20 protein-coding genes and 1 tRNA gene are annotated in these 21,177 nt (G+C 71.8%); 14 read left to right on the top strand and 7 right to left on the bottom strand.

What is annotated here, in order from left to right; all coding sequences use genetic code 11:
* Nucleotides 1-115: 115 nt before the first annotated feature.
* Complete coding sequence (locus ACTJK8_RS10545) at nt 116-1,123, top strand: LacI family DNA-binding transcriptional regulator (protein ID WP_440761900.1); 1,008 nt, start codon at nt 116-118, stop codon at nt 1,121-1,123.
* A complete protein-coding gene (otnC, locus tag ACTJK8_RS10540) occupies nt 1,120-1,800 on the top strand; it encodes a 3-oxo-tetronate 4-phosphate decarboxylase (RefSeq protein ID WP_043073305.1) in 681 nt (226 codons plus the stop codon). The genes ACTJK8_RS10545 and otnC overlap by 4 nt, the downstream gene beginning before the upstream one ends.
* 79 nt (nt 1,801-1,879) lie before the next feature.
* Here the strand turns inward: otnC and glyS are convergent, their stop codons facing one another.
* From glyS to ACTJK8_RS10525, 3 genes are all read right to left on the bottom strand, one after another.
* The gene (gene glyS / locus ACTJK8_RS10535; protein WP_440761899.1) at nt 1,880-3,979 is read right to left on the bottom strand and encodes a glycine--tRNA ligase subunit beta; all 2,100 of its coding nucleotides are present in this window, start codon (nt 3,977-3,979) and stop codon (nt 1,880-1,882) included.
* A 52-nt stretch (nt 3,980-4,031) separates the two neighbouring features.
* The gene (locus ACTJK8_RS10530; protein ID WP_024830717.1) at nt 4,032-4,475 is read right to left on the bottom strand and encodes a hypothetical protein; all 444 of its coding nucleotides are present in this window, start codon (nt 4,473-4,475) and stop codon (nt 4,032-4,034) included.
* Between the two features lie 68 nt (nt 4,476-4,543).
* Nucleotides 4,544-5,455 (bottom strand): glycine--tRNA ligase subunit alpha, encoded by a 912-nt coding sequence (locus ACTJK8_RS10525; RefSeq protein WP_012318139.1) that lies wholly within the window; start codon nt 5,453-5,455, stop codon nt 4,544-4,546.
* Between the two features lie 199 nt (nt 5,456-5,654).
* On the opposite strand from ACTJK8_RS10525, the gene ACTJK8_RS10520 reads away from it, so the two are divergent.
* The gene (locus ACTJK8_RS10520; RefSeq protein ID WP_012318140.1) at nt 5,655-6,104 is read left to right on the top strand and encodes a GNAT family N-acetyltransferase; all 450 of its coding nucleotides are present in this window, start codon (nt 5,655-5,657) and stop codon (nt 6,102-6,104) included.
* Nucleotides 6,105-6,253: 149 nt separating this feature from the next.
* Entirely contained in the window at nt 6,254-6,532 is a 279-nt protein-coding gene (locus tag ACTJK8_RS10515; RefSeq protein WP_043073309.1) for a hypothetical protein, read from the top strand.
* A gap of 35 nt (nt 6,533-6,567) precedes the next feature.
* Here ACTJK8_RS10515 and ACTJK8_RS10510 read toward each other — a convergent pair whose 3' ends face one another.
* The 4 genes from ACTJK8_RS10510 to ACTJK8_RS10495 all read right to left on the bottom strand — a co-directional run bounded on the left by ACTJK8_RS10510 (nt 6,568) and on the right by ACTJK8_RS10495 (nt 10,218).
* The gene (locus ACTJK8_RS10510; RefSeq protein WP_440761898.1) at nt 6,568-8,172 is read right to left on the bottom strand and encodes a Na+/H+ antiporter; all 1,605 of its coding nucleotides are present in this window, start codon (nt 8,170-8,172) and stop codon (nt 6,568-6,570) included.
* Nucleotides 8,173-8,274: 102 nt separating this feature from the next.
* A complete protein-coding gene (locus tag ACTJK8_RS10505) occupies nt 8,275-8,787 on the bottom strand; it encodes an MmcB family DNA repair protein (RefSeq protein WP_012318143.1) in 513 nt (170 codons plus the stop codon).
* Between the two features lie 116 nt (nt 8,788-8,903).
* Complete coding sequence (locus tag ACTJK8_RS10500; RefSeq protein WP_440761897.1) at nt 8,904-9,680, bottom strand: cobalamin-binding protein; 777 nt, start codon at nt 9,678-9,680, stop codon at nt 8,904-8,906.
* Nucleotides 9,681-9,696: 16 nt separating this feature from the next.
* Nucleotides 9,697-10,218 carry a DedA family protein gene (locus tag ACTJK8_RS10495; RefSeq protein WP_012318145.1) on the bottom strand — a complete coding sequence of 174 codons (522 nt, stop codon included), beginning with the start codon at nt 10,216-10,218 and terminating at the stop codon, nt 9,697-9,699.
* 136 nt (nt 10,219-10,354) lie between these two features.
* Between ACTJK8_RS10495 and pdxY the strand changes: the two genes are divergently transcribed.
* From pdxY to ACTJK8_RS10445, 10 genes are all read left to right on the top strand, one after another.
* Nucleotides 10,355-11,203 (top strand): pyridoxal kinase PdxY, encoded by an 849-nt coding sequence (gene pdxY / locus ACTJK8_RS10490; RefSeq protein WP_440761896.1) that lies wholly within the window; start codon nt 10,355-10,357, stop codon nt 11,201-11,203.
* A gap of 57 nt (nt 11,204-11,260) precedes the next feature.
* Nucleotides 11,261-12,160 (top strand): PhzF family phenazine biosynthesis protein, encoded by a 900-nt coding sequence (locus tag ACTJK8_RS10485; RefSeq protein WP_440761895.1) that lies wholly within the window; start codon nt 11,261-11,263, stop codon nt 12,158-12,160.
* Nucleotides 12,153-12,887 carry an NUDIX hydrolase gene (locus ACTJK8_RS10480; protein ID WP_440761894.1) on the top strand — a complete coding sequence of 245 codons (735 nt, stop codon included), beginning with the start codon at nt 12,153-12,155 and terminating at the stop codon, nt 12,885-12,887. The genes ACTJK8_RS10485 and ACTJK8_RS10480 overlap by 8 nt, the downstream gene beginning before the upstream one ends.
* A 180-nt stretch (nt 12,888-13,067) precedes the next feature.
* Complete coding sequence (locus ACTJK8_RS10475; protein WP_440761893.1) at nt 13,068-14,066, top strand: ABC transporter substrate-binding protein; 999 nt, start codon at nt 13,068-13,070, stop codon at nt 14,064-14,066.
* Nucleotides 14,067-14,193: 127 nt separating this feature from the next.
* Nucleotides 14,194-16,464: a glycogen debranching protein GlgX gene (glgX, locus tag ACTJK8_RS10470; protein WP_058607931.1), complete on the top strand. Its 2,271-nt coding sequence runs from the start codon at nt 14,194-14,196 to the stop codon at nt 16,462-16,464.
* A 141-nt stretch (nt 16,465-16,605) separates the two neighbouring features.
* A tRNA-Ser gene (locus ACTJK8_RS10465) sits at nt 16,606-16,695 on the top strand.
* Between the two features lie 131 nt (nt 16,696-16,826).
* Nucleotides 16,827-17,078, top strand: a complete 252-nt coding sequence (locus ACTJK8_RS10460; RefSeq protein WP_440761892.1) for a hypothetical protein — start codon at nt 16,827-16,829, stop codon at nt 17,076-17,078.
* Nucleotides 17,079-18,051: 973 nt separating this feature from the next.
* The gene (locus ACTJK8_RS10455; protein WP_024830708.1) at nt 18,052-18,567 is read left to right on the top strand and encodes an Hcp family type VI secretion system effector; all 516 of its coding nucleotides are present in this window, start codon (nt 18,052-18,054) and stop codon (nt 18,565-18,567) included.
* Nucleotides 18,568-18,763: 196 nt separating this feature from the next.
* Nucleotides 18,764-19,126: a hypothetical protein gene (locus tag ACTJK8_RS10450; RefSeq protein ID WP_440761891.1), complete on the top strand. Its 363-nt coding sequence runs from the start codon at nt 18,764-18,766 to the stop codon at nt 19,124-19,126.
* A gap of 43 nt (nt 19,127-19,169) precedes the next feature.
* A complete protein-coding gene (locus ACTJK8_RS10445) occupies nt 19,170-21,170 on the top strand; it encodes a type VI secretion system Vgr family protein (protein WP_440761890.1) in 2,001 nt (666 codons plus the stop codon).
* Nucleotides 21,171-21,177 lie beyond the last annotated feature (7 nt).

The raw sequence follows: 21,177 nt of genomic DNA, 5'->3' as shown, positions 1-21,177 counted from the left end.
GCAGCGCGGCGGAGGCCTGCTTCGGGCCTCGCCTCGGGTCGCCTCAGGATGAGGGAAGCAGGCCGGGAGGTTCGACGGGCGTCGTGAAAAAAAACCGCGCCGGGAGAGCGGGGCCATGGACGACATCCAGCCGCCGGGGCGGCTCGTCACCCTCACCGACGTCGCCCGCGAGGCCGGGGTCGGCGAGAGCACGGTCTCGCGGGTCCTGCGCAACCACGGCTCCTACTCCAAGCGCGCCGGCGAGCGGGTGGCGGAGGCGGTGGCCCGGCTCGGCTACGTGCCGAACCGCCTCGCCGGCAGCCTCGCCGGCCAGGGGGCGAGCGCGCGGCTCGTGGGCGTCGTCATCCCGTCGCTCGCCAACGTGGTCTTCCCCGACCTGCTGCGTGGCCTGACCGCGGCCCTCGATGCCGAGGGCATCCCCTGCGTGATCGGGGTGAGCGACTACGATCCGGACCGGGAGGAGGCGCTCGTGGCCGCGCTCCTGTCCTGGCGGCCGGCGGCGCTGCTGCTCACCGGGCTCGAGCACAATCCCGGGACGGTGGCCCTGGCGAGGGCCGGGGGCGTGCGCGTGGTCGAGATGATCGACACGGACGGGGAGGGGATCGACGCCGTGGTCGGCTTCTCCAACCGGGCCGTGGGGGCGGCGAGCGCCCGCCACCTCGTCGCGCGCGGCTACCGGCGGATCGGCTATCTCGGCCACGACCTGCGCGTCGACCTGCGCGCGGGCAAGCGGCTCGCCGGGTTCGAGGCCGCGCTGGAGGAGGCGGGGCTGGCGCTCTGGGGCAGGGAAATCCGGCCGGGGCCGTCCTCGCCGGCCTCGGGCCGGGCCGGCCTGGAGGCGCTGCTGGCGCGCGTGCCCGACCTCGACGCGGTCTACTTCTCCAACGACGACATGGCGCTCGGCGGCTACTTCGCCTGCCTGTCGGCGGGGCTGGCGGTGCCGGGGCGGATCGCGCTGTTCGGCTTCAACGGGCTCGACTTCGCGGCGGCGATGCCCCAGCCCCTGTCGACGGTGCGCACGCCGCGCCTGGAGATCGGTCGGCGGGCCGCCGCCTGCCTGACCGGCGAAGGCCCGAAAACAATCGATCTCGGATTCGAGCTGATCGAGGGAGCGACCGCATGAGCGACGAGAGCCGGCTGCGCGAGGAGATCTGCCGCTACGGCCGCTCGCTGTTCGAGCGCGGGCTGACGCCGGGCTCGTCCGGCAACATCTCGCTGCGCCTGCCCGACGGCGGCTGGCTGGTGACGCCGACCAACGCGTCGCTCGGCTTCCTCGACCCGGCGCGGATCTCGCGGCTCGACGATGCGGGGCGCCTCGTCTCCGGCGACAAGCCCACCAAGGAGATCCCGCTGCACAGCGCGCTCTACGAGAGCCGGAGCGCGGCGAAGGCTATCGTCCACCTGCACTCGACCCACGCGGTGGCGGTGTCGATGCTGCCGGAGATCGACCCGCGGCAGGTGCTGCCGCCGCTGACGCCCTACTACCTGATGCGGACCGGCGGCACGGCGCTCGTGCCGTATCACCGCCCGGGCGACCCGGCCGTGGCGGACGCGATCCGGGGCTTGGCCGGGAAGTACAGCTCGGTGCTGCTCGCCAATCACGGACCGGTGGTGGCGGGCGACAGCCTGGAGGGCGCGGTCTTCGCCACCGAGGAGTTGGAGGAGACCGCCAAGCTCTACCTACTCCTGCGCAACCTCAACCCGCGTCAGCTGAGCCCCGGGCAGGTGGCCGATCTGGTGAGCCATTTCGGCCTGACCCTGCCCGAGCCGGACGACCATGCCGGGCACGATCACGGGTGAGGGGCCTCAAGGGTCGGTACGAGGCGCAAGTCCCCTCTAGGGAGACTTGCGCGAGATCCTGCGCTCGGTGCGCCGACGCTCACCCCTCGATCTTCGCGAACTCCGCCACTTCCCGCGTCGCGGCGCGCAGCGCGTTGAGCAGAGCCAAGCGGTTCTCGCGGAGCTTCGGGTCGGGCGCATTGACGGTCACGTCCTGGAAGAACGCGTCCACCGGCGCGCGCAGCGTCGAGAGCGCCTGCATGGCGCCTGAGAAATCCTCGCGGGCGACGGCCGCCGAGGCGGTCTCCCGCGCCTTGGCCAGGGCCTCGGCCAGCGCCCGCTCGGCCGGCTCGCCCGCGGCGGCGAGGGCGGCGTCGGGCGCGGCATCGTAGGCGCGGCCGTCCTTCTTCTCCTCGATCCGCAGGATGTTGGCCGCGCGCTTGTAGCCCGCGAGCAGGTTCTTCCCGTCCTCGGTGTCGAGGAAGGCGGCGAGCGCCTCGACGCGGCGCACGACCATGAGCAGGTCGTCCTGGCCGGGCAGGGCGAAGACGGCGTCGATCAGGTCGTGGCGGGCGCCCTGGTCGCGGAGATAGACCTTCAGGCGGTCCGCGAAGAAGCCGAGGAGGTCCCGCGCGTCGGCGCCCGCCCGCCCGGCGAGGCCGCAATCCGCCGCGCCGACCTGCTCCAGCAGGCGCAGGCGCAGGCCGCGGTCGAGGATCAGCCGGATCACGCCCAGCGCCGCCCGGCGCAGGGCGAACGGGTCCTTGCTGCCCGTGGGCTTCTCGTCGATCGCCCAGAAGCCCGCCAGCGTGTCGAGCTTGTCGGCGAGTGCCACCGCGATCGAGACCGGATCGGTCGGCACCCGGTCGGAGGGGCCGAGCGGCTTGTAGTGCTCCTCGATGGCGGCGCAGACGCTGTCGTGCTCGCCCTGGAGCGCCGCGTATTTCCGGCCCATCAGGCCCTGGAGCTCGGGGAACTCGCCGACCATCTCGGTGACGAGGTCGGCCTTGGCGAGGCGGGCGGCGCGCTCCGCGAGCGCCGGGTCGGCGCCCACGCGCGGCGCGAGGTCCTTCGCCAGGGCGGCGATGCGGGTGATGCGCTCGCCCTGCGTCCCGAGCTTCTCGTGGAAGACGATGGCGTCGAGCTTGGGCAGCCGGTCTTCCAGGCGGGTCGCCTTGTCGGTCTCCCAGAAGAATTTCGCGTCCGAGAGCCGCGCCCGGACCACCCGCTCGTTGCCGGCGGTGATCGCTTGGCCGCCGTCGGTGGCCACGAGGTTCGAGACCAGGATGAAGGCCGGCGCCAGGTCCTCGGAGCCGCCCTTGCGCAGCACGAAGCACTTCTGGTTCGCCCGGATGGTCGCGCGGATCGCCTCGGCGGGGATGTCGAGGAAGGACTCGTCGAACGAGCCCATCAGCACCACCGGCCACTCCACGAGGCCCGACACCTCCTCCAGCAGGCCCTCGTCCTCCACGAGGTCGAGGCCGCGGGCGAAGGCGAGGTCGCGGGCGTCGTGCAGGATCACGTCCTTGCGCCGGTCGGCGTCGAGGACGACCTTCGCGCGCTCCAGCGCCTGGATGTAGTCGTCGAACCGGCGCACCTCGATCGCCTCGGGGGCGAGGAAGCGGTGGCCGTAGGTCACCGTGCCGGCCGCGATCCCGCCGACCGAGACGGGGACCACCTCCGGCGTCTCGGTCTCCGGCCCGAAGGTGGCGACGATCGACTGCAGCGGGCGCACCCAGCGCAAGGATCCCGGCTCGGCCGAGGCCGCGCCCCAGCGCATGGATTTCGGCCAGGGGAAGCTTCTGACGATCTCGGGCAGGAGCTCGGCCAGGACGTCGAGTGTCTCGCGGCCGGGCCGCTCGATCACCGCGAGGTAGAACTCGCCCTTCTTCGGGTCGGTGACGGTCGTGGCCTGATCGAGGCTCGCGAGCCCCGCGCCCTTCAGGAAGCCCTGGACGGCCGCCTCGGGGGCGCCGACCCGCGGGCCGCGGCGCTCCTCGCGCACGGCCTCGCCCCGGGCGGGCAGGCCGGCGATGTGCAGCGCCAAGCGGCGGGGCGTCGAGAACGCCCGGGCGCCCTCGTACAGGAAGCCGCGCGCCACGAGGGCGTCGGTGACGAGCTTCTTGAGATCCTCCGCCGCGCGCCGCTGCATGCGGGCGGGGATCTCTTCCGAGCGGAGTTCGAGCAGGAGGTCGGGCATGCGGCGGCCATATCGCCGCGCCGCACCCCTGTCGAGGGTCGGCGCGCGGGGCTCAGCGCGACTCGCCCTTGAGGATGGTCGAGAGCTGCCACTTGCGGTCGCCGATCGCGTGGGCGTCCGAGACCCGCCAGCCGCCATCCTCGCGCACGAGATCGTACACGATGACGTTGGCGCCGTTGCCGCCCTTGCGCTCGACGGTGACCTTCGCCTGGTCCTTGCCCTCGGTGGCCTCCTTGAAGGTCAGGTTCTTCACCGTGTCGGGCTTCAGGGGCTCGCCGTTCAGGCGGTAGTCGAAATCGAGGTTGCCGGTGGCGCCGTTGGCCTGCTTCGCGTCGGCGTCGAATAGGCCCTGCAGGCGCTTCGAGTACACGGAGGAGTGATTCGGGTGCGGCTCGGCGTAGAGCTTCTTCACCGTGGCCTCGGGACCGGGATCGGCCGCCAGCGCGGGGGCGAGGCCGAATCCCAGGAGGCTGAGGGCGAGGATCGTCTTCTTCATCACGAGGTTCCCGCGTCTGCGGACGCGCCGAGGCGCGCCGGTTGGCGGGGGTTGCAACGCGCGAGGGCTCAAGGGGCTCCGCCGGCCGCCGTCTTCAGCCACGCCGCACCGCAGGCCTTGGCCAGCTCGCGCACGCGCAGGATGTAGCTCTGGCGCTCCGTCACCGAGATCACGCCGCGCGCGTCGAGCAGGTTGAAGACGTGGCTCGCCTTGATGCACTGGTCGTAGGCCGGCTGCGCCATGCGGTGGCGCGCGCCCTCCGCGTCCGGCGCGCCCGCCGCGAGGTAGGACCGGCAGGCGGCCTCCGCGTCGGTGAACTGGCGGAACAGCATCGCCGTGTCGGCCGCCTCGAAGTTGTGGCGGGAATATTCCTGCTCGGCCTGCAGGAACACGTCCCCGTAGGTGATGCGGTCCGGCCCCTCGGCGCCGTTGAAGTCGAGGTCGTAGACGTTCTCGACACCCTGGACGTACATGGCGAGCCGCTCCAGCCCGTAGGTCAGCTCGCCCGCCACCGGCGCGCACTCGAAGCCCGCGACCTGCTGGAAATAGGTGAACTGGCTGACCTCCATCCCGTCGCACCAGCACTCCCAGCCGAGGCCCCAGGCGCCCAGCGTCGGGCTCTCCCAATCGTCCTCGACGAAGCGGATGTCGTGGAGCTTGAGGTCGACGCCGATGGCGGCGAGCGACGCGAGGTAGAGCTCCTGCAGGTTCGGCGGGTTCGGCTTCAGGATCACCTGGAACTGGTAATAGTGCTGGAGCCGGTTCGGGTTCTCGCCGTAGCGGCCGTCCTTGGGCCGGCGCGACGGCTGGACGTAGGCCGCCTTCCAGGGCTTCGGGCCGAGCGCCCGCAGGGTCGTGGCCGGGTGGAACGTGCCGGCGCCGACCTCCATGTCGTAGGGCTGGAGGATCACGCAGCCCTGCGCCGCCCAGAATTCCTGAAGCGTCAGGATCAGACCCTGGAAGGATTTTTTCTGGGACATCGGTCTCGGCGGCTCGGGATCGCGCGGCGGCTGGGGCCGCCGGCGGGCCGGTTTAGGTGCGGGCGGCCGGGGGTGCAAGGCGGCGGGTATCGGGCGCGAGGCGACGCCCGGGATCTGCGGCGCCGGCGGCCCGGGTTGCCTGCCCGGCCCGGATAATGGTCCGATCGCCCCGGACCCGCGGAGACAGCCGGAGACAATCATGGACAGCAGCGTCGCGATTCGCCCGATCGGCCCCGGCGACCGGGATGCGTGGCTGCCGCTCTGGCGGGGCTACCAAGCCTTCTACAAGGTCGACCTGTCGGAGGCCGTCACGGACACGACCTGGCAGCGCCTCAACGATCCGGCCGAGCCGGTGGACGGCGCCCTGGCCTGGCGCGGCGCCGAGGCGGTCGGCCTCGTCCACCACATCCGCCACCGCTCGGCCTGGACGATCGGCGACTACTGCTACCTCCAGGACCTGTTCGTGGCGGACGGCACCCGCGGGCTCGGGATCGGCCGCCGGCTGATCGAGCACGTCTACGCGGCCGCGCAGGCCGCCGGCTGCTCCCGCGTCCACTGGCTGACGCACGAGACCAACGCGGACGCGATGCAGCTCTACGACCGGATCGCCGAGAAGTCGGGCTTCGTGCAGTACCGCAGGATCCTCTGAGCGCCGGCGCCCCGCGTGCGCCGGGACACCCAAGCGTGGCGGTTTTTGGGCAATAAACCGGAACCGCCGAGCTGACGGCCAAGTTATCAGCGCAACAGGGGATCTCGGCACCTCAGCGCTGCCGAACACAAGACGTCGGACCACTCGTCATGTTCAATGCTCGCACCCGCAACACCTTCGGCCGCAAGAACATCGCCGTCTTCGCCGCGCTCGCCATCTCGTCGCTGGCCGCCACGCCGTTCGTGATGAGCGCCAGCCGCGCGCTGGCCACCTCCGAGGACCAGCCGGTGGCCGCGACCCTGCGGGTCGAGCCGGTGGAGGTCGCCCCCGTGGCGGCCGCTCCGAAGGCCGAGCCGACCTGCCGGCACAAGGTGCGGGTCGTCTACAGCGGCTACGGCCAGCCGGCGGACGGCTGCGCCGCCCACTGACGGCCCGTCGACGGCCGCGGCCGCGCCGACCTCGCCTATCCGTGGGCCGGTGCGGTCCCGGCGAGACGCTTGAGATGGAGTTCCTCCAGGTCGATCTCCGTCTCCAGCTGCCGCAGCACCGAGCTGTGGATCCGATCCTGCCGGTGCAGGTCGATCAGGGCCGACCGGCCTGAGCGCACGGCGAGCAGCGCGGCGGCGAAGTGCTCGGTCTTCTCGGCCTCCAGCGCCGTCCGCTCATCGCGGTCCCGCGAGGACGCCCGCACCCGGCGGCGATACTCCTCGACGAGGCGCGGGTGCTGCAGCGCCCCGGTCTCGGGGAACACCAAACCCTCGAGGGCGGCGAGTCCGGCCTCATTCACGACCACGCGTGCCATGGGCGCGTCGAGATGGCCGTCGGGGAGGTGCGCCGCGGGGTCGAGGCGGAGGCTGCGGATCAGCGGCCCCAGGGTCGTGCCCTGCACCAGCACGGTGAACAGGATCACCGCGAAGGCCGCCACCAGGATCGCGTCGCGGCCGGGAAAGTCCACCGGCAGGGCCAGGGCGGCCGCCAGGGTCACGACCCCGCGCATGCCGGCCCAGCCGACGATCAGCGGCACGGCCGGACTCGGGGAGGGCTCCTGCGCGCGGAACCGCGGCGACAGGAGCCGCCGCAGGTAGACGGCGGGGAACACCCAGAGCAGGCGGGCGACGACGCAGGTCGCGGTGACCGCGAGGGCCAGCGGCATCTCGGCCGAGAGCGCCCCCGGCTGGCCGCCGGTCCGGGCCAGCACGCCGCGGAGCGCCAGCCCGATCAGCACGAAGACCAGGGCCTCCAGAACGAACACGACGAATTCCCACACCGCCACGGAATGGCGGCGGGCATGCGCGTCGAAGGTCTCGTGCTCCCGGCCGCCCATCATCAGGCCGCAGGCCACCACGGCCAGGACGCCGGAGGCGTGGATCTCCTCGGCCGCGAGGTAGGCGACGTAGGCGGCGAGGAAGCTCAGCACCGTGATGGCGTTGGCGTCGTGCATCCGCCGCACCACGAGCGTCACCGCCACCCCGCAGGCGATCCCGACCGCGACGCCCGCCACCGCGAGCCACGCGAAGCTGCCGAGTGCCGCGGCGGCGCTGAAGCTGCCGGTCAGGGCCGCCGCCACCGCGAAGCGGTAGAGCACGAGGCCCGAGGCGTCGTTCACGAGGCTCTCGCCCTCCAGGACCGTGATCATCCGGCGGGGCAGGGCGACGCGGGCCAGCACCGCCTTGGCGGCCACCGCGTCCGGCGGCGACACGATGGCGCCGAGGGCGAAGCAGGCGGCCCAGGGCAGGGACGGCACCACCGCGTGGGCGACGAGCCCGACCGCGAGGGTCGTGAACAGGACCGCGCCGAGGGACAGCGACAGGATCGGGCCGAGGCTCGCCCGGAAGTCGCGCCAGACGGTGAAGTAGGCGGATTCGAGCAGGAGCGGCGGCAGGAACAGGACCATGATCAGGTCCGGGTCGAGATCGAAGGCCGGCAGGCCCGGCGCCACCGCCAGCGCCATGCCGCCGACGACGAGGGCGGCGGCCGGCGGGAAGCCCAGGCGCCCGGCGGCCAGCGACAGCAGCAGGGCCGCGCCGAGGAGGCCGAGGATCAGCTCGAACAGGGCGACGGATGTCATCGATCGGTCTCGGCGCCGGAACTCCGGCAAGCGCGGCCGTTCTAGGACGTTTCCGGGTCGGATGAATACCGAGCCGCCCAGGGTCGCGGTGCGGGCCGCGCCCTACAGCGCCCCTTCCCGCACGGCCCCCGGGTCGGCCAGCGCGTGCAGGATGCGCGCGGCGCTGTGGGCGAAGCGCAGCGTCACGGCCTTGCGGCGGGCGCCGCTCAGCGGGTGCTCCGGCGGCTCCCGCAGGATCCCGGCCCCGTAGGCGTCGGCGACGATCAGGCCGCACTCCTCCGGGATCAGCGACTCGGGCACGTCCTCGGGGATGGCGAAGAAGAACCGGTCGCAGAAGTCGCGGTAATCCGGCCATTTCCGGTCGGCGCGGAAATCGGCCACGCTCGACTTGATCTCCACGATGGTGAGCTTGCCGGCGCCGCAGAGCGCGATCACGTCGGCGCGGCGTCCGTTGACGAGGGAGAATTCCGGCAGGGTGACGCAGCCCATCTCGGAGAACAGCCGGCGCACGCCGCGCTGGATGCGCAGGGCCGTGGGCGATTGCCGCCGGTCGGGCGGCAGCAGCGCCTCGACGGACGGGGGCGCGGAATCGGGAAGGCCGAGGGTGGCGGACATCGAGCTCGGGGGATGCGTCTGCGGGTGCGTCTGTACCGAATCGGGACATCCTGCCAAGTCGCGCCCGGTCCGTCACCTGCGGCGCGGCATCGCCCCACGGCATCGCCCAGCGGCGATCACCCGAGGCAGGCCCGGATCGCGTCGAACCCGTCGGTGAGCGCGGCCGGGCCGGGCTGCAGGATCAGCGGCGACTTGATCTCGTAGATGCGCCCGTCGCGCACCGCCGGGATCGCCGCCCAGCCGGGCCGGGACCGGATGCGCTCGGCGTTGACCCGCTTGCCGCACCACGAGGCGAGGATCACGTCGGGCGCGGCCGCGATCACCTGCTCGGCGGTGACGATCCGGTCCCTCGCGGCCGGCTGGCGGCTCAACTCCGGAAAGACGTCCCGGCCGCCCGCGAGGCCGATCAGGTCCGAGACCCAGCCGATGCCGGAGATCATCGGCGCGTCCCACTCCTCGAAGTAGACGCGCGGGGGCGGCCGGTCCCGCACCTCCGCGGCGGCCGCGGCCAGCCGCGCCTCGAAGCCCGCCGCCAGGGTCTCGGCCCGCTCCGGCAGGCCCACGAGGGCGCCGAGCGTGCGCACCATCGCGAGGCAGCCCGCCACGTCGCGCTGGTTGAACAGGTGGACCGCCACGCCCGCGCGGGCGAGGTCGGCGACGATGCCGGCCTGGAGGTCCGAGAAGGCCAGGACGAGGTCCGGCGCCAGCGCCAGGATCTTCGGGATGTCCGCGCTGGTGAAGGCGGAGACGCGCGGCTTCTCCCGGCGGACCCGGGGCGGGCGCACCGCGTAGCCCGAGACGCCGACGATCCTGTCCTCCGCGCCCAGGAGGTACAGGGTCTCGACCGTCTCCTCGGTGAGGCAGACGATCCGCTCGGGCGGGAAGCAGCGCATCAGCGGCCGCGCCGGATCATCGGTCGAGCCACGTCAGCAGCCCGGCCCCGGGGGCCAGCAGCACGAAGGCCCAGACCAGAGCGGAGGCGACGTTGGCCAGCTGGAACGGCAGCCGCGCCAGGCCGAGGATCCCGGCGAAGAGCGGGACCAGGGCGCGGGCCGGCCCGAAGAAGCGTCCCAGAGCCACCGCGGCGATGCCCCAGCGGCCGATGAAGGCCTCGGCCTTGGCCATGAGCTCGGGATAGCGCCGCAGCGGCCACTTGGTCTTCGCCCCCGGCCCGAACCAGCGCCCGGCCTCGTAGGAGATCCAGTCGCCGAGGGCGGCCCCCAGCGCCGCGGCGATCACCACCGGCCAGAACGGGATGTCGGCGCCGCCGACGAGGGCCCCGATGCCGACCAGGATCACGGTCGCCGGGACGAACAGCGACAGGATCGCGATCGATTCGCAGAAGGCGAGGCCGCCGGCGATGAGGGGCGTCCAGGCCTTGTGCGCCTCCACGAAGGCGAGGGTCGAGGTGCGCAGGGCTTCGATGTCCATGGGGCTCCGAACGGGGCTCAGGGGGCAGGGGGAGGGTCGGTCCCATCTGAGGCGCGCGGGGGAGGGCGGCAAGGGACAGGGGTGCGGCCGGCGCGGGAACCGGCTAACCGTAGCGGGACAACGAGCGAGTCCCGCGTTGAACGTCCTGTCGATCCAGTCCCACGTCGCCTACGGCCATGTCGGCAACGCCTCGGCGGTGTTCCCGATGCAGCGGCTCGGGGTCGAGGTCTGGCCGGTCCACACGGTGCAGTTCTCCAACCACACCGGCTACGGGGCGTGGCGCGGCCCCGTCTTCGACGCGGCGATGATCCGCGAGGTGGTGCGCGGCATCGGCGAGCGCGGGGTCCTGGGCGGCTGCGACGCGGTCCTGTCGGGCTACATGGGCTCGGCCGAGATCGGCGCCGCGATCCTGGAGGCGGTGGACGCCGTGCGGGCGGCGAACCCGCGGGCACTCTACTGCTGCGACCCGGTGATCGGCGACGTCGAGGAGGGCGTCTACGTGCGGCCCGGCATCGAGGCGTTCCTGCGCGAGCGCGCGGTCCCGGCCGCCGACATCCTCACCCCCAACCAGTTCGAGCTCGGCCTGCTCACCGGCCTGCCGAGCGGCACCCTGGCGGAGGCCGGGGCCGCGATCGCGGCGCTCCAGGCGCGCGGGCCGCGGGTGGTCCTGGTCACCTCGGCGCTCTGCGCCGACACGCCGGCCGACAGCATCGACCTGCTCGCGGGCGCGGAGGGGCGGGTGTTCCGGGTCCGGACGCCGCGGCTCGCCATCGCGGTGAACGGGGCCGGCGACTGCATCGCGGCGCTGTTCCTGGTGCACTACGCCCGGACCGGCTCGGCCGAGGCGGCGCTCGGCGCGGCGGCCGCCTCGATCTACGGGCTGCTCAAGCGCACCGCCGAGGCGGGGTCGCGGGAGATCCTGACGGTGGCCGCGCAGGAGGAGTACGTGAACCCAAGCGCGCGGTTTCCGGTCGAGGCGGTCTGAGGCGCCCCCGGCAAACCGCTCCGTCCAAGTCCGCAGAGAGCAGCAAGGATCGACACGATGGCGCGCCGCTTCGTCACCCTCGACGTGTTCACCGAGCAGAGGCTCGCCGGAAATCCCCTCGCCGTGGTGCTCGACGCGGAGGGGCTCGACGCGGAGGGGCTCGACACCGCCGCCATGCAGGCCATCGCGCGGGAGTTCAACCTGTCGGAGACGGTCTTCGTCCTCCCGCCCCGGGAGGCCCGGCACCGGGCGTCGCTGCGCATCTTCACCCCCGCCCGGGAGCTGCCCTTCGCCGGGCACCCGACGGTCGGCACCGCCGTGCTGCTGGCGCTGCAGGACCCGACCCGGGGCGACGCCCGGGCCTTCGGCCTGGAGGAGGGGATCGGGATCGTCCCCTGCGTGGTCGAGACCTTGGCGGACGGGACCGGCGGACGGGCCCGGTTCCGGCTCCCGGTCCTGCCGGAATACCTCGGGCCCGGCCCCGATCCCGCGGCGCTGGCGCCGCTGCTGGGCCTCAAGCCCGGCGACATCGGCACCGGCCGGCACGCACCGAGCCGCCACGGCGTGGGGCCGACCTTCACCTGCGTGCCGGTGGCGTCGGTGGCCGCCCTCGACGCCGCCCGGACGGCCCAGGCGCCCGATCCGGCCGACGGGCTCTACCTCTACACTCCGGATCCCGAGGGCACCGGCCAGCGCTGGCGCGTCCGCATGTTCGCGCCGAATGTCGGCGTCCCGGAGGATCCCGCCACCGGCTCGGCGGCCTCCGCCTTCGCGGGGGTGCTGATGCAGTTCGAGGCTTTGGGCGACGGCACCCACGACGTGGCGATCCGCCAGGGCGAGGCGATGGGACGGCCGAGCGACATCGCGCTCCAGCTCACCGTTGCGGCCGGCGCCCTGCAGGGCGTCGAGATCGGCGGCGCCGCCGTGATCCTGTCAGACGGCACCCTGCATGTCTGACCGCTCTTCTGACGGCTACTCCGACGGCTTCCGGATCACCCGCGTCGCGGACGTGGTGGCGCGGTTCGTGGACCACGACTGGGCCTTCGCCCGGGCGCACGAAGCCGCCATCGCGGCCCACTGGCAGGCCCGGCTGCGCCGCAGCCCCGGCATGTTCGACGGGACCGTCCTGCTGTGCTGCGACCACGCCGTCGCCGACGGGGTCGCCCGCCTCGACCTGTTCGCGACGCGCTACGCGACCTTCACCTACTACCGGGAGGTGCCCCACGCCGAGGCCCGCATCGCCAACGCCTTCGCGGCGATCGTGCCCTGGACGGCGGACGGCGCCGTCCTGCTCGGCGAGATGGGCGCCCACACGGCCAATGCCGGCCAGCTCTACTTCCCCTGCGGCACCCCGGATCCGGACGACGTGCGCGGCGCGCAGGTCGATCTCACCGGCAGCGCCGACCGGGAACTCGCCGAGGAGACCGGCCTCGCGCTGCCGGACGAGGCCGAAACGGATTGGGTGCTGCTGGAGGGGGAGGGCCAGCTCGCCTTCCTCCGGCCGGTGCGCTTCCCCGAGCCGGCCGCGCGGCTCGTGGCCCGGATCGCCGACCATCTCGGCGCCGAGGCCGAGCCGGAACTCGCCCGGATGCACGTGGTGCGCGGCCGCGACGACATCGACGCCGCGCGGATGCCGGGCTTCGTGCGGGCCTACCTGGCGGACGCGTTCCCACCCGCCCGCTGACCGGCGCGGCGCGCGGGGAAAGACATTCGTCTCCCCGCGCGGGTCGATCGGATGTCATCTCGCGCATCGACCGCGGGCAATACAGATTTTCTTTTCGTTGACCGCCCTGGCGGCAAGCATAAAATCGGCCCTCCACAGAACAGTCCCGCACAACGCGGGCAGCGGATCGCGGCAGGCCTCATGCTCATCGGATCTCACGCGCGTCCCGGCGGCCGCCGGCTCGCCGGGGCGCTGCTCGCCGCCGCACTGTCGCTGGCCACGACGATGCTGGCCATGACGACGCTGGCCGCGGTGACCGCCCGCGCGGAGGAGGTCGTCCTGCGGGTCGGCGACCAGAAGGGCGGGAACCGGTCGCTCCTCGAGATCGCCGGCGACGCGAAGGATCTGCCCTACCGGATCGCGTGGTCGGAATTCCCCGCCGCCGCGCCGATCCTGGAGGCGCTCAACGCCGGCGCCCTCGATGTCGGCTACACCGGCGACCTCTCCTTCCTCACCGCCGTCGCGGCCGGGGCGCCGATCAAGGCGATCGGCGGCACCAGGTCGGATCCGCGGACGCAGGCCATCCTGGTCCGCGCGGAATCTCCGATCCGCTCGGCCGCCGACCTGAAGGGGAAGCGACTCGCCGGCACCCGCGGCGGCTGGGGCCAGTTCCTGATCAGCGCGACGCTGGAGAAGGCCGGGATCGCGCCGTCCGAGGCCACGTTCGCGCCGCTCAACCCGGTCGACGCCAAGGTCGCGCTCATGGCCGGCTCGGTGGATGCCTGGGCGGTCTGGGAGCCCTACGTCGCGTTCGCGACGCTCAAGGACAGGGCCCGGCCGATCGCGGACGGCGCGGGCCTCACGCCGACCATCACCTTCGTCGTCGCCACGGACAGCGCCATCGCCACCAAGCGGGCGGCCCTCCAGGACTTCCTGAGCCGCCTGAGCCGGGCGCGGCTCTGGTCGCTGGACCACCTCGACGCCTACGCCCGGAACACGGCCGCGCTGACCAAGCTGCCCGAGGACGTCCTGCGTGCGGCCTACACGGCGCAGCGGACCAGCCCGATCGCGCTCGACGCGGACGTCGTGAGGGAGGTCCAGGCGGCCTCGGACCGGGCGACGCGGTACGGCATCCTGTCGAAGCCCCTCGATGTCGGGCGGGCCGTGGACCGGAGCTTCACGGCCGCGGCCTCGAACTGAGCGCGGGACGGTCGTCACGCCCCCCCGCGATTTTTGCGGCACTGCGGGAGCTTCGCTGTTTTCGGCACGTTCACCAGGGGCTCCCCGCAGCGGCACGTGGCCGTGCGGGTCGCGTTCCGGAGTGTCCATGTCCGATTCCCGTCGTCCCGCATCGCAGGCCCGCGCGACCCGCTCGCGCATCCAGGAAGGCCGCCCCTATCCCCTCGGCGCCACCTGGGACGGGCTCGGGGTCAATTTCGCGCTGTTCTCGGCCCACGCCACCAAGGTCGAGCTCTGCCTGTTCGACGACCAGGGCGACCAGGAGATCGAGCGGATCGAGCTGCCCGAGTACACGGACGAGATCTGGCACGGCTACCTGCCCGACGCGCGCCCCGGCACGATCTACGGCTACCGCGTCCACGGGCCCTACGAGCCGAAGGCCGGTCACCGCTTCAACCCCAACAAGCTGCTGATCGACCCCTACGCGAAGGGGCTCGTCGGCTCGATCACCTGGAACCCGGCGCTGTTCGGCTACCAGATGGAGACGGGCGACGACCTGACCTTCGACGAGCGCGACAGCGCCCCCTACACGCGCCGCTCCCGCGTCATCGACCCGGCCTTCACCTGGGGGCGGCACCAGAAGCCGCTGGTCCCGTGGGAGAAGACGATCATCTACGAGACCCACGTCAAGGGCATGACCAAGCTCGACCCGCGGGTGCCGGAGAAGCTGCGCGGCACCTATGCCGGCCTCGGCACCCGGGACGTGCTCGACTACATCAAGAGCCTCGGCGTCACCTCGGTGGAGCTGCTGCCGGTCCACGCCTTCGTGCAGGACGACTACCTGCAGCAGAAGGACCTGGTGAATTACTGGGGCTACAACACGATCTCGTTCTTCACCCCCGCGCGCCGCTACGCGGCGGTGCCGGACTTCGCCTTCTCCGAGTTCAAGGAGATGGTCTCGCGCTTCCACGGCGCCGGCCTCGAGGTGATCCTCGACGTGGTCTACAACCACACCGCCGAGGGCAACGAGAAGGGTCCGACCCTGTCGTTCAAGGGCGTCGACAACGCCTCCTACTACCGGCTGCTGCCGAACGATCCGCGCTACTACATCAACGACACCGGCACCGGGAACACCTTCAACCTGTCGCATCCGCGGGTGCTGCAGCTCGTGACCGACTCCCTGCGCTACTGGGCGCAGGAGATGCAGGTGGACGGGTTCCGCTTCGACCTCGCCACGATCCTGGGCCGCGAGCCCTACGGCTTCGACGAGGGCGGCGGCTTCCTCGACACCTGCCGGCAGGACCCGGTGCTGAACAACGTCAAGCTGATCGCCGAGCCGTGGGATTGCGGCCCGGGCGGCTACCAAGTCGGCGGCTTCCCGCCTGGCTGGGCCGAGTGGAACGATCGGTTCCGCGACGACGTCCGCGCCTACTGGAAGGGCGACGGCGGGCTGCTGCCGGACCTGGCGGCGCGCGTCTCGGGCTCGGCCGACAAGTTCAACAAGCGCGGGCGCAAGCCCTGGGCCTCGGTGAACTTCCTCACCGCCCACGACGGCTTCACCCTGCACGACACGGTCTCGTACAACGACAAGCACAACGAGGCGAACGGCGAGGGCAACCGCGACGGCCACTCGCACAACCTCTCGTACAATTACGGGGTGGAGGGCCCGACGGACGATCCCGAGATCCGTGCGGTGCGCCTGCGCCAGATGCGCAACATGCTGGCGACCCTGTTCCTGTCCCGCGGCACGCCGATGCTGCTCGCCGGCGACGAGTTCGCCCGGACCCAGAAGGGCAACAACAACGCCTACTGCCAGGACAACGAGGTCTCGTGGCTCGACTGGGAAGCGATCGGCGACGAGGAGCGGGATCTGGCCGAGTTCACCCAGCGCCTGATCATCCTGCGCAACGCCCTGCCGATCCTGAGCCGCGGGCGGTTCCTCACCGGCCAGTACGACGAGGAGTTCGGCGTCAAGGACGTGACGTGGCTGCGGCCGGACGGGAGCGAGATGGCGGGCGAGAACTGGTCGGACGGCGAGGCCCGGGCCTTCGCGGTCCAGCTCGACGGGCGCGCCCAGGCCACCGGCCTGCACCGCCGCGGCGGCGACGCGACGCTGCTGATCATGTTCAACGCCTACCACGACCTCGTGACGTTCACGCTGCCGGCATCGGTCGGCGGCGTGGCCTGGACGCGGCTCCTCGACACCAACCTGCCCGACAGCCAGGACGTGGAGAGCTTCAAGTTCGGCTCCGGCTACGACGTGACCGGGCGCTCGCTCCTGATGTTCGTGCTGAAGCCCGAGGATAGCCCGGGGGTCGAGGACAACGCCATGGAGCGCTCCTACCAGCACGTGATGCAGGCCTTCGAGCGGGCGAACGTGGAGCATGTCCGCTTCCACCTCGACGACGCCGAGGCGTGAGGGACCCGGCCGGGCGGTTTTCGCATCGCCCGGCCGTCAGCGCCTTGCGCCGGACGGCGCACCCGGCTAACAGCACGGCACCGCGCGGCCCTGGCCGCGCCCGGCGCGCCGCTTGCGCGTCCGGGTGCCTGGTTCGCGGACGGAGGGGTGGCCGAGTGGTTGAAGGCGCACGCCTGGAAAGTGTGTATACCGGAAACGGTATCGCGGGTTCGAATCCCGCTCCCTCCGCCAGCCATTGTCGAGTCAGATAGATTTTTTGAGCCGCTACGGGGCTTACCCCACCAGTCACCCCGCCAGCGAGCGGTGGGACGGGCCAGCGGAGCCCCCCGATACGTGGACGGACAAGCTAAGCGGACATAGCCGTGCAGGCATGGCGCTCGATCCGAAAGCCACGCCCGGGGAGCAGCCCGGGCGCGCTGAAGCGCGAGGTCGACGCCAACCTGACGCTTGAGGCGCAGATCGACGCCGCGATGGCCCGCTTCACGCTTGACGGGTCGTCGAGGCCGGCGGGCGAGGGGAGCCCAGGCCTATTGCTGACCGTCGCATCCTTTCGGCAGGCGCTCCGGATCGCCCTCGTCACGACGCACACTTTGCCGACCGCCGGAGGCTCGTGAGCGTATCATGATCCGACCAAGGGCGGACGGCGTAAGCCTTGATCGGCGCCCACCCAGTCCTCGCCCCGCCTCAGCGCGAGAGCGGGGGCAGTTCCGGTCGTCATTGGGGCGAGGCGTCGTTCGCGCCTGCCCGCAATGGGACCTATGCGCTTCCGACTGCCATCGCGCCGGATGAGCACTGGGCACCGGCTTACATGCTCGACGGTGCCTACGCTGTGCGAGCGCAGGAAACGGCGCATCAGCAGTTCGCGAAGCCCGCGTTTCGTCTAATCAGACTCCTCAATCAGGCATTGCGTTGACGAGGGCTGATGACGGAAAGGTTTGACCAGTTGCCCGCTTTCGACTTGATCTGGCCACTCAGCAGCCTGTGACAAGAGCCCATAAGTGGATGCTGCGAGCTGCGCAGGCCATTCGCGGAAAGCCGGCTTCGGAACGCGGTGTCCCGGACGTCCTGGCCGGTATGGGCCCTGGCCGGGCAGGCAGCCGGCACGGTAGCCACCCCCGCGACTGACAACCTGAGCGGCGCAGGCCGACCTGACCGCAGGGCGACCAATCCTACCAACCGCCCGAACGGTTCGGCCATTTCTGGCCAAACGCCCGGTTCGTATGTTCTCAACAGCTTAGCCCTTTCATGGATCTAGACCAATTCGAACTGCATCGAATTTCGCTGCCACCGCAGTAGCTTACCCCACTTAAAAATTTCGGCCAGTTCTGGCCAAGCGCTCGGCCAGTTTTTGCCAACACTCTCAACCGGTGATTGCCGCATCCGAGCACCCGGTTATCAGGTTAAACCGATTCTTCTGACAAATCAGGCGCTTGTTTCGCAAAGAAAAAATAACGTCACCTCGGCAAATCTTGGCACGAACTCTGCCATGCGCTTCCCATGAGGCCAGAACAAATCGCAGATCATCGGACCTAGTCCGTCCGAACCTGCAGATCGACCAGCACCAGCCTCGGATCATCGGGGAAGACCATGCCGACACCCGCCTATATCTCGATTGAGGGCTCGACCCAGGGCAACATCACCCAGGGCGCCTTCACCGAAGCCTCCGTGGGCAACATCTGGCAGGAAGGCCACGAGAACGAGATCCTCGTCCAGGCCATCGACCACCGCGTCACCATCCCGCGCGACCCCCAGTCCGGCCAGCCCTCGGGTCAGCGCGTCCACCTGCCGTTCAAGTTCACCGCGCCGCTGAACAAGGCGACCCCGCTGCTCTACAACGCGCTCACCTCGGGCGAGATGCTGACCAAGGTCGAGGTCAAGTGGTTCCGCACCAGCTCGGCCGGCAAGCAGGAGCATTTCTTCACCACCCGCTTGGTCGACGCGACCATCATCGACATCGACGCCCAGCTGCCGCACTGCCAGGACGGGCGCAACGCCGACTTCACCCAGCTGATCGCCGTGTCGCTGTCCTACCGCCGGATCGAGTGGGAGCACACCGTCGCCAGCACGTCGGGCGCCGACGACTGGCGCAAGCCCAAGGCCTGAGCCGGACAGCCTGAGCCGGACAGCCTGAGCGGCGGGGGCGAGCCGATGCGCGCCTCGGGCGGCCCACGCGCCGGACGGCCCGGACAGCTCCGCCTGGTCCAGCCTCGCGTCCCGCGCGACGAAGCGCGCGCGGACGCGGGGGGCCCAGGACGAGCCGGCCGCGGCCGATCCCCCGCCGCGGCCGATCCCGGCCCGGATGGTCCGGCCCCCCGCCCGGTTGCCGGGGCGGTGGCCGGGCTGGCGCGACCGCGCCCGCGACCTCGCGCTGGTGCCGACCGCCGCGGTCACCGCCCGGGCGATCCAAGTGTTCTCCGCCGACCCGACCGGGTTGATCCTCGACCTGCCCGGTCACCCGGCCCTGGCGTTCTGCGCCGTGCCGGACGGCCGGGACGGGATGCCGATCCTCCTGGGCCTGCTCACGCTCGGCCCGGGGCTCGGCCTGATCGGCCCGGTCGGCCCCAATCGCCCGCACTCCCGGCTCGGCCCGATCCTGGGCGCGGGGCTCGCCGCCTTCTGGCTGCAGCGCTTCGTCCTCCACGTCCCCGGCTGCACCCCCTGAACCAGCCCTCGCCGGCCGGGACCGCCACCCTCGAGGCTCCCCGATGATCGCCCTGCCCGCCGAGATCACCCAGCCGCTGAGCGCGGTCGAGCGCGACTTCACCCTCGCGTTCACCGCCGACGGCCTGCCGGACGCCGATCTCGCGGTCACGGGCTTCCGCCTGGAGGAGGCGATCTCGAGCCTGTTCCAGGCCGAGATCGCCCTGGCCTCGCCCGACCCGGGGCTGGACCTGACCGCGCTCCTCGACAAGCCGGCGCGGCTCACCGTGCTCGACCGCTACGGCCCGCCCCGCCACGTCCACGGCGTGCTCGCCCTGGCCGAGCGCGGCGACACCGGCGCGCACCACACGCGCTACTCCGTCCTGCTCATGCCGGCGCTGCACCGCCTGCGCTTTGCCGCCGATTGCCGGATCTTCCAGGCGAAGCGCGTGCCCGAGATCGTCGAGGCGGTGCTCGAGGAGACCGGCGTCACCGCCTACCGCTTCGCGCTGACCGAGCCGCACCCCGCGCGCGAGTACTGCGTGCAGTACCGGGAGACCCACCTCGCCTTCATCGAGCGGCTGCTGGCCGAGGAGGGCATCGCCTACCACTTCGAGCACGCGGAGGGCGGCCACACCCTGGTGCTCACCGACGCCACCAAGCTCGCGCCCGACGCGCCAGGCGCGGAGGCGATCGAGTACAACGCCGAGCCCGGCGGCACGGTGAAGGGCCCGCATGTCGGCCGGTTCACGTGGCGGGAGGTGGTGGCGCCCTCCGACGTGGTGCAGCGCGACCACTTCTTCCGCAACCCCGTGCACGACTTCGAGGCGCGGGCGCAGGCGAGCGCGCTCAACGGCCTGACGCGCAAGCTGGAGATGTACGACTACCCCGGGCGTTACAAGGCGGACGCGGTCGGCCGGGCGTTCACGCGCTACCGGCTGGAGGGGTTCCGGGCTGAGGCGAGCCACGGCGAGGGCGCGGGGCGGTGCGCGCGGCTGCTGCCGGGGCACCGGGTCGCGCTGACCGGGCATCCCGACCCGGCGCTGAACCGGCGGTTCCTGGTGGCGGCGGCGAGCCACGCCGGCAGCCAGCCGGGGGCCGCGGAGGGCGATGCCGGCGACGGCGGCGCGTACCTGACCACGTCGTTCCGGGTGATCCGGCACGACACGCCGTACCGGCCTGACGCGCCCGCCAAGCCGCGGGTCGAGGGCCCGCAGATGGCGATCGTGACCGGTCCGGCGGGCGAGGAGATCCACTGCGACGCGTTCGGCCGGGTGAAGGTGCGCTTTCCCTGGGACCGGTCGGGGCGGGCGGACGACACGGCCTCGTGCTGGATCCGGGTGAGCCAGGGCTGGGCGGGGGCGAGCTGGGGCCAGATGGCGCTGCCGCGGGTGGGCCAGCACGTGATCGTGGACTTCCTGGAGGGCGATCCCGACCAGCCGATCATCACGGGCCGGGCCTACAACGCGCGCGAGCCGGTGCCGTACCCGCTGCCGGCCAACAAGACGCGGATGACGATCCGGTCGAAGACGCACAAGGGCGAGGGGTTCAACGAGCTGCGGTTCGAGGACGAGCAGGGCCGCGAGGAGGTGTTCGTCCACGCGCAGAGGGACATGCGGGTGAAGGTGCGCCACGACCGGCACAAGCGGGTGGACCACGACCAGTCGGAGAGCATCGGCCACGACAAGGCGATCGATGTCGGCGGCAACCACGTCGAGACGATCGCGCAGAACAAGCAGCTCGCGGTCGGCCTGAACATGAACCGCACGGTCGGCCTGACCTCCTCGGAGGAGGTCGGGGTGATGAAGAACACCGTCGTCGGGGTCGACCAGACCGTGACGGTGGGCAAGGACGCGCAGGTCACGGTCGGCGAGCAGCACGTGATCAACGTCGGCAAGGAGATGCTGATCAACGTCGGCGAGACGTTCCAGCTCACGGTCGGCAAGGCGACGCTGACCCTGGACAAGGACGGGCACGTCACGCTCACCGGCACGACCCTGACCACCGACTTCTCCGAGCAGGTGAAGCACTGGGGCAAGGTGATCGACCTGAACCCCTCGCGCTGAGGGGCGG

Source organism: Methylobacterium sp. 22177 (assembly GCF_052045615.1).
Lineage (GTDB): Bacteria > Pseudomonadota > Alphaproteobacteria > Rhizobiales > Beijerinckiaceae > Methylobacterium > Methylobacterium radiotolerans.
This window is presented reverse-complemented; position numbering and strand designations above follow the sequence as displayed.

Bases quoted from the DNA above. Each gene is read 5' to 3' on its own strand.
- ACTJK8_RS10545 (WP_440761900.1), top strand. From the start codon at position 116: ATGGACGACATCCAGCCGCCGGGGCGGCTCGTCACCCTCACCGACGTC.
- otnC (WP_043073305.1), top strand. From the start codon at position 1,120: ATGAGCGACGAGAGCCGGCTGCGCGAGGAGATCTGCCGCTACGGCCGC.
- glyS (WP_440761899.1), bottom strand. From the start codon at position 3,979: ATGCCCGACCTCCTGCTCGAACTCCGCTCGGAAGAGATCCCCGCCCGC.
- ACTJK8_RS10530 (WP_024830717.1), bottom strand. From the start codon at position 4,475: ATGAAGAAGACGATCCTCGCCCTCAGCCTCCTGGGATTCGGCCTCGCC.
- ACTJK8_RS10525 (WP_012318139.1), bottom strand. From the start codon at position 5,455: ATGTCCCAGAAAAAATCCTTCCAGGGTCTGATCCTGACGCTTCAGGAA.
- ACTJK8_RS10520 (WP_012318140.1), top strand. From the start codon at position 5,655: ATGGACAGCAGCGTCGCGATTCGCCCGATCGGCCCCGGCGACCGGGAT.
- ACTJK8_RS10515 (WP_043073309.1), top strand. From the start codon at position 6,254: ATGTTCAATGCTCGCACCCGCAACACCTTCGGCCGCAAGAACATCGCC.
- ACTJK8_RS10510 (WP_440761898.1), bottom strand. From the start codon at position 8,172: ATGACATCCGTCGCCCTGTTCGAGCTGATCCTCGGCCTCCTCGGCGCG.
- ACTJK8_RS10505 (WP_012318143.1), bottom strand. From the start codon at position 8,787: ATGTCCGCCACCCTCGGCCTTCCCGATTCCGCGCCCCCGTCCGTCGAG.
- ACTJK8_RS10500 (WP_440761897.1), bottom strand. From the start codon at position 9,680: ATGCGCTGCTTCCCGCCCGAGCGGATCGTCTGCCTCACCGAGGAGACG.
- ACTJK8_RS10495 (WP_012318145.1), bottom strand. From the start codon at position 10,218: ATGGACATCGAAGCCCTGCGCACCTCGACCCTCGCCTTCGTGGAGGCG.
- ACTJK8_RS10485 (WP_440761895.1), top strand. From the start codon at position 11,261: ATGGCGCGCCGCTTCGTCACCCTCGACGTGTTCACCGAGCAGAGGCTC.
- ACTJK8_RS10480 (WP_440761894.1), top strand. From the start codon at position 12,153: ATGTCTGACCGCTCTTCTGACGGCTACTCCGACGGCTTCCGGATCACC.
- ACTJK8_RS10475 (WP_440761893.1), top strand. From the start codon at position 13,068: ATGCTCATCGGATCTCACGCGCGTCCCGGCGGCCGCCGGCTCGCCGGG.
- glgX (WP_058607931.1), top strand. From the start codon at position 14,194: ATGTCCGATTCCCGTCGTCCCGCATCGCAGGCCCGCGCGACCCGCTCG.
- ACTJK8_RS10455 (WP_024830708.1), top strand. From the start codon at position 18,052: ATGCCGACACCCGCCTATATCTCGATTGAGGGCTCGACCCAGGGCAAC.
- ACTJK8_RS10450 (WP_440761891.1), top strand. From the start codon at position 18,764: ATGGTCCGGCCCCCCGCCCGGTTGCCGGGGCGGTGGCCGGGCTGGCGC.
- ACTJK8_RS10445 (WP_440761890.1), top strand. From the start codon at position 19,170: ATGATCGCCCTGCCCGCCGAGATCACCCAGCCGCTGAGCGCGGTCGAG.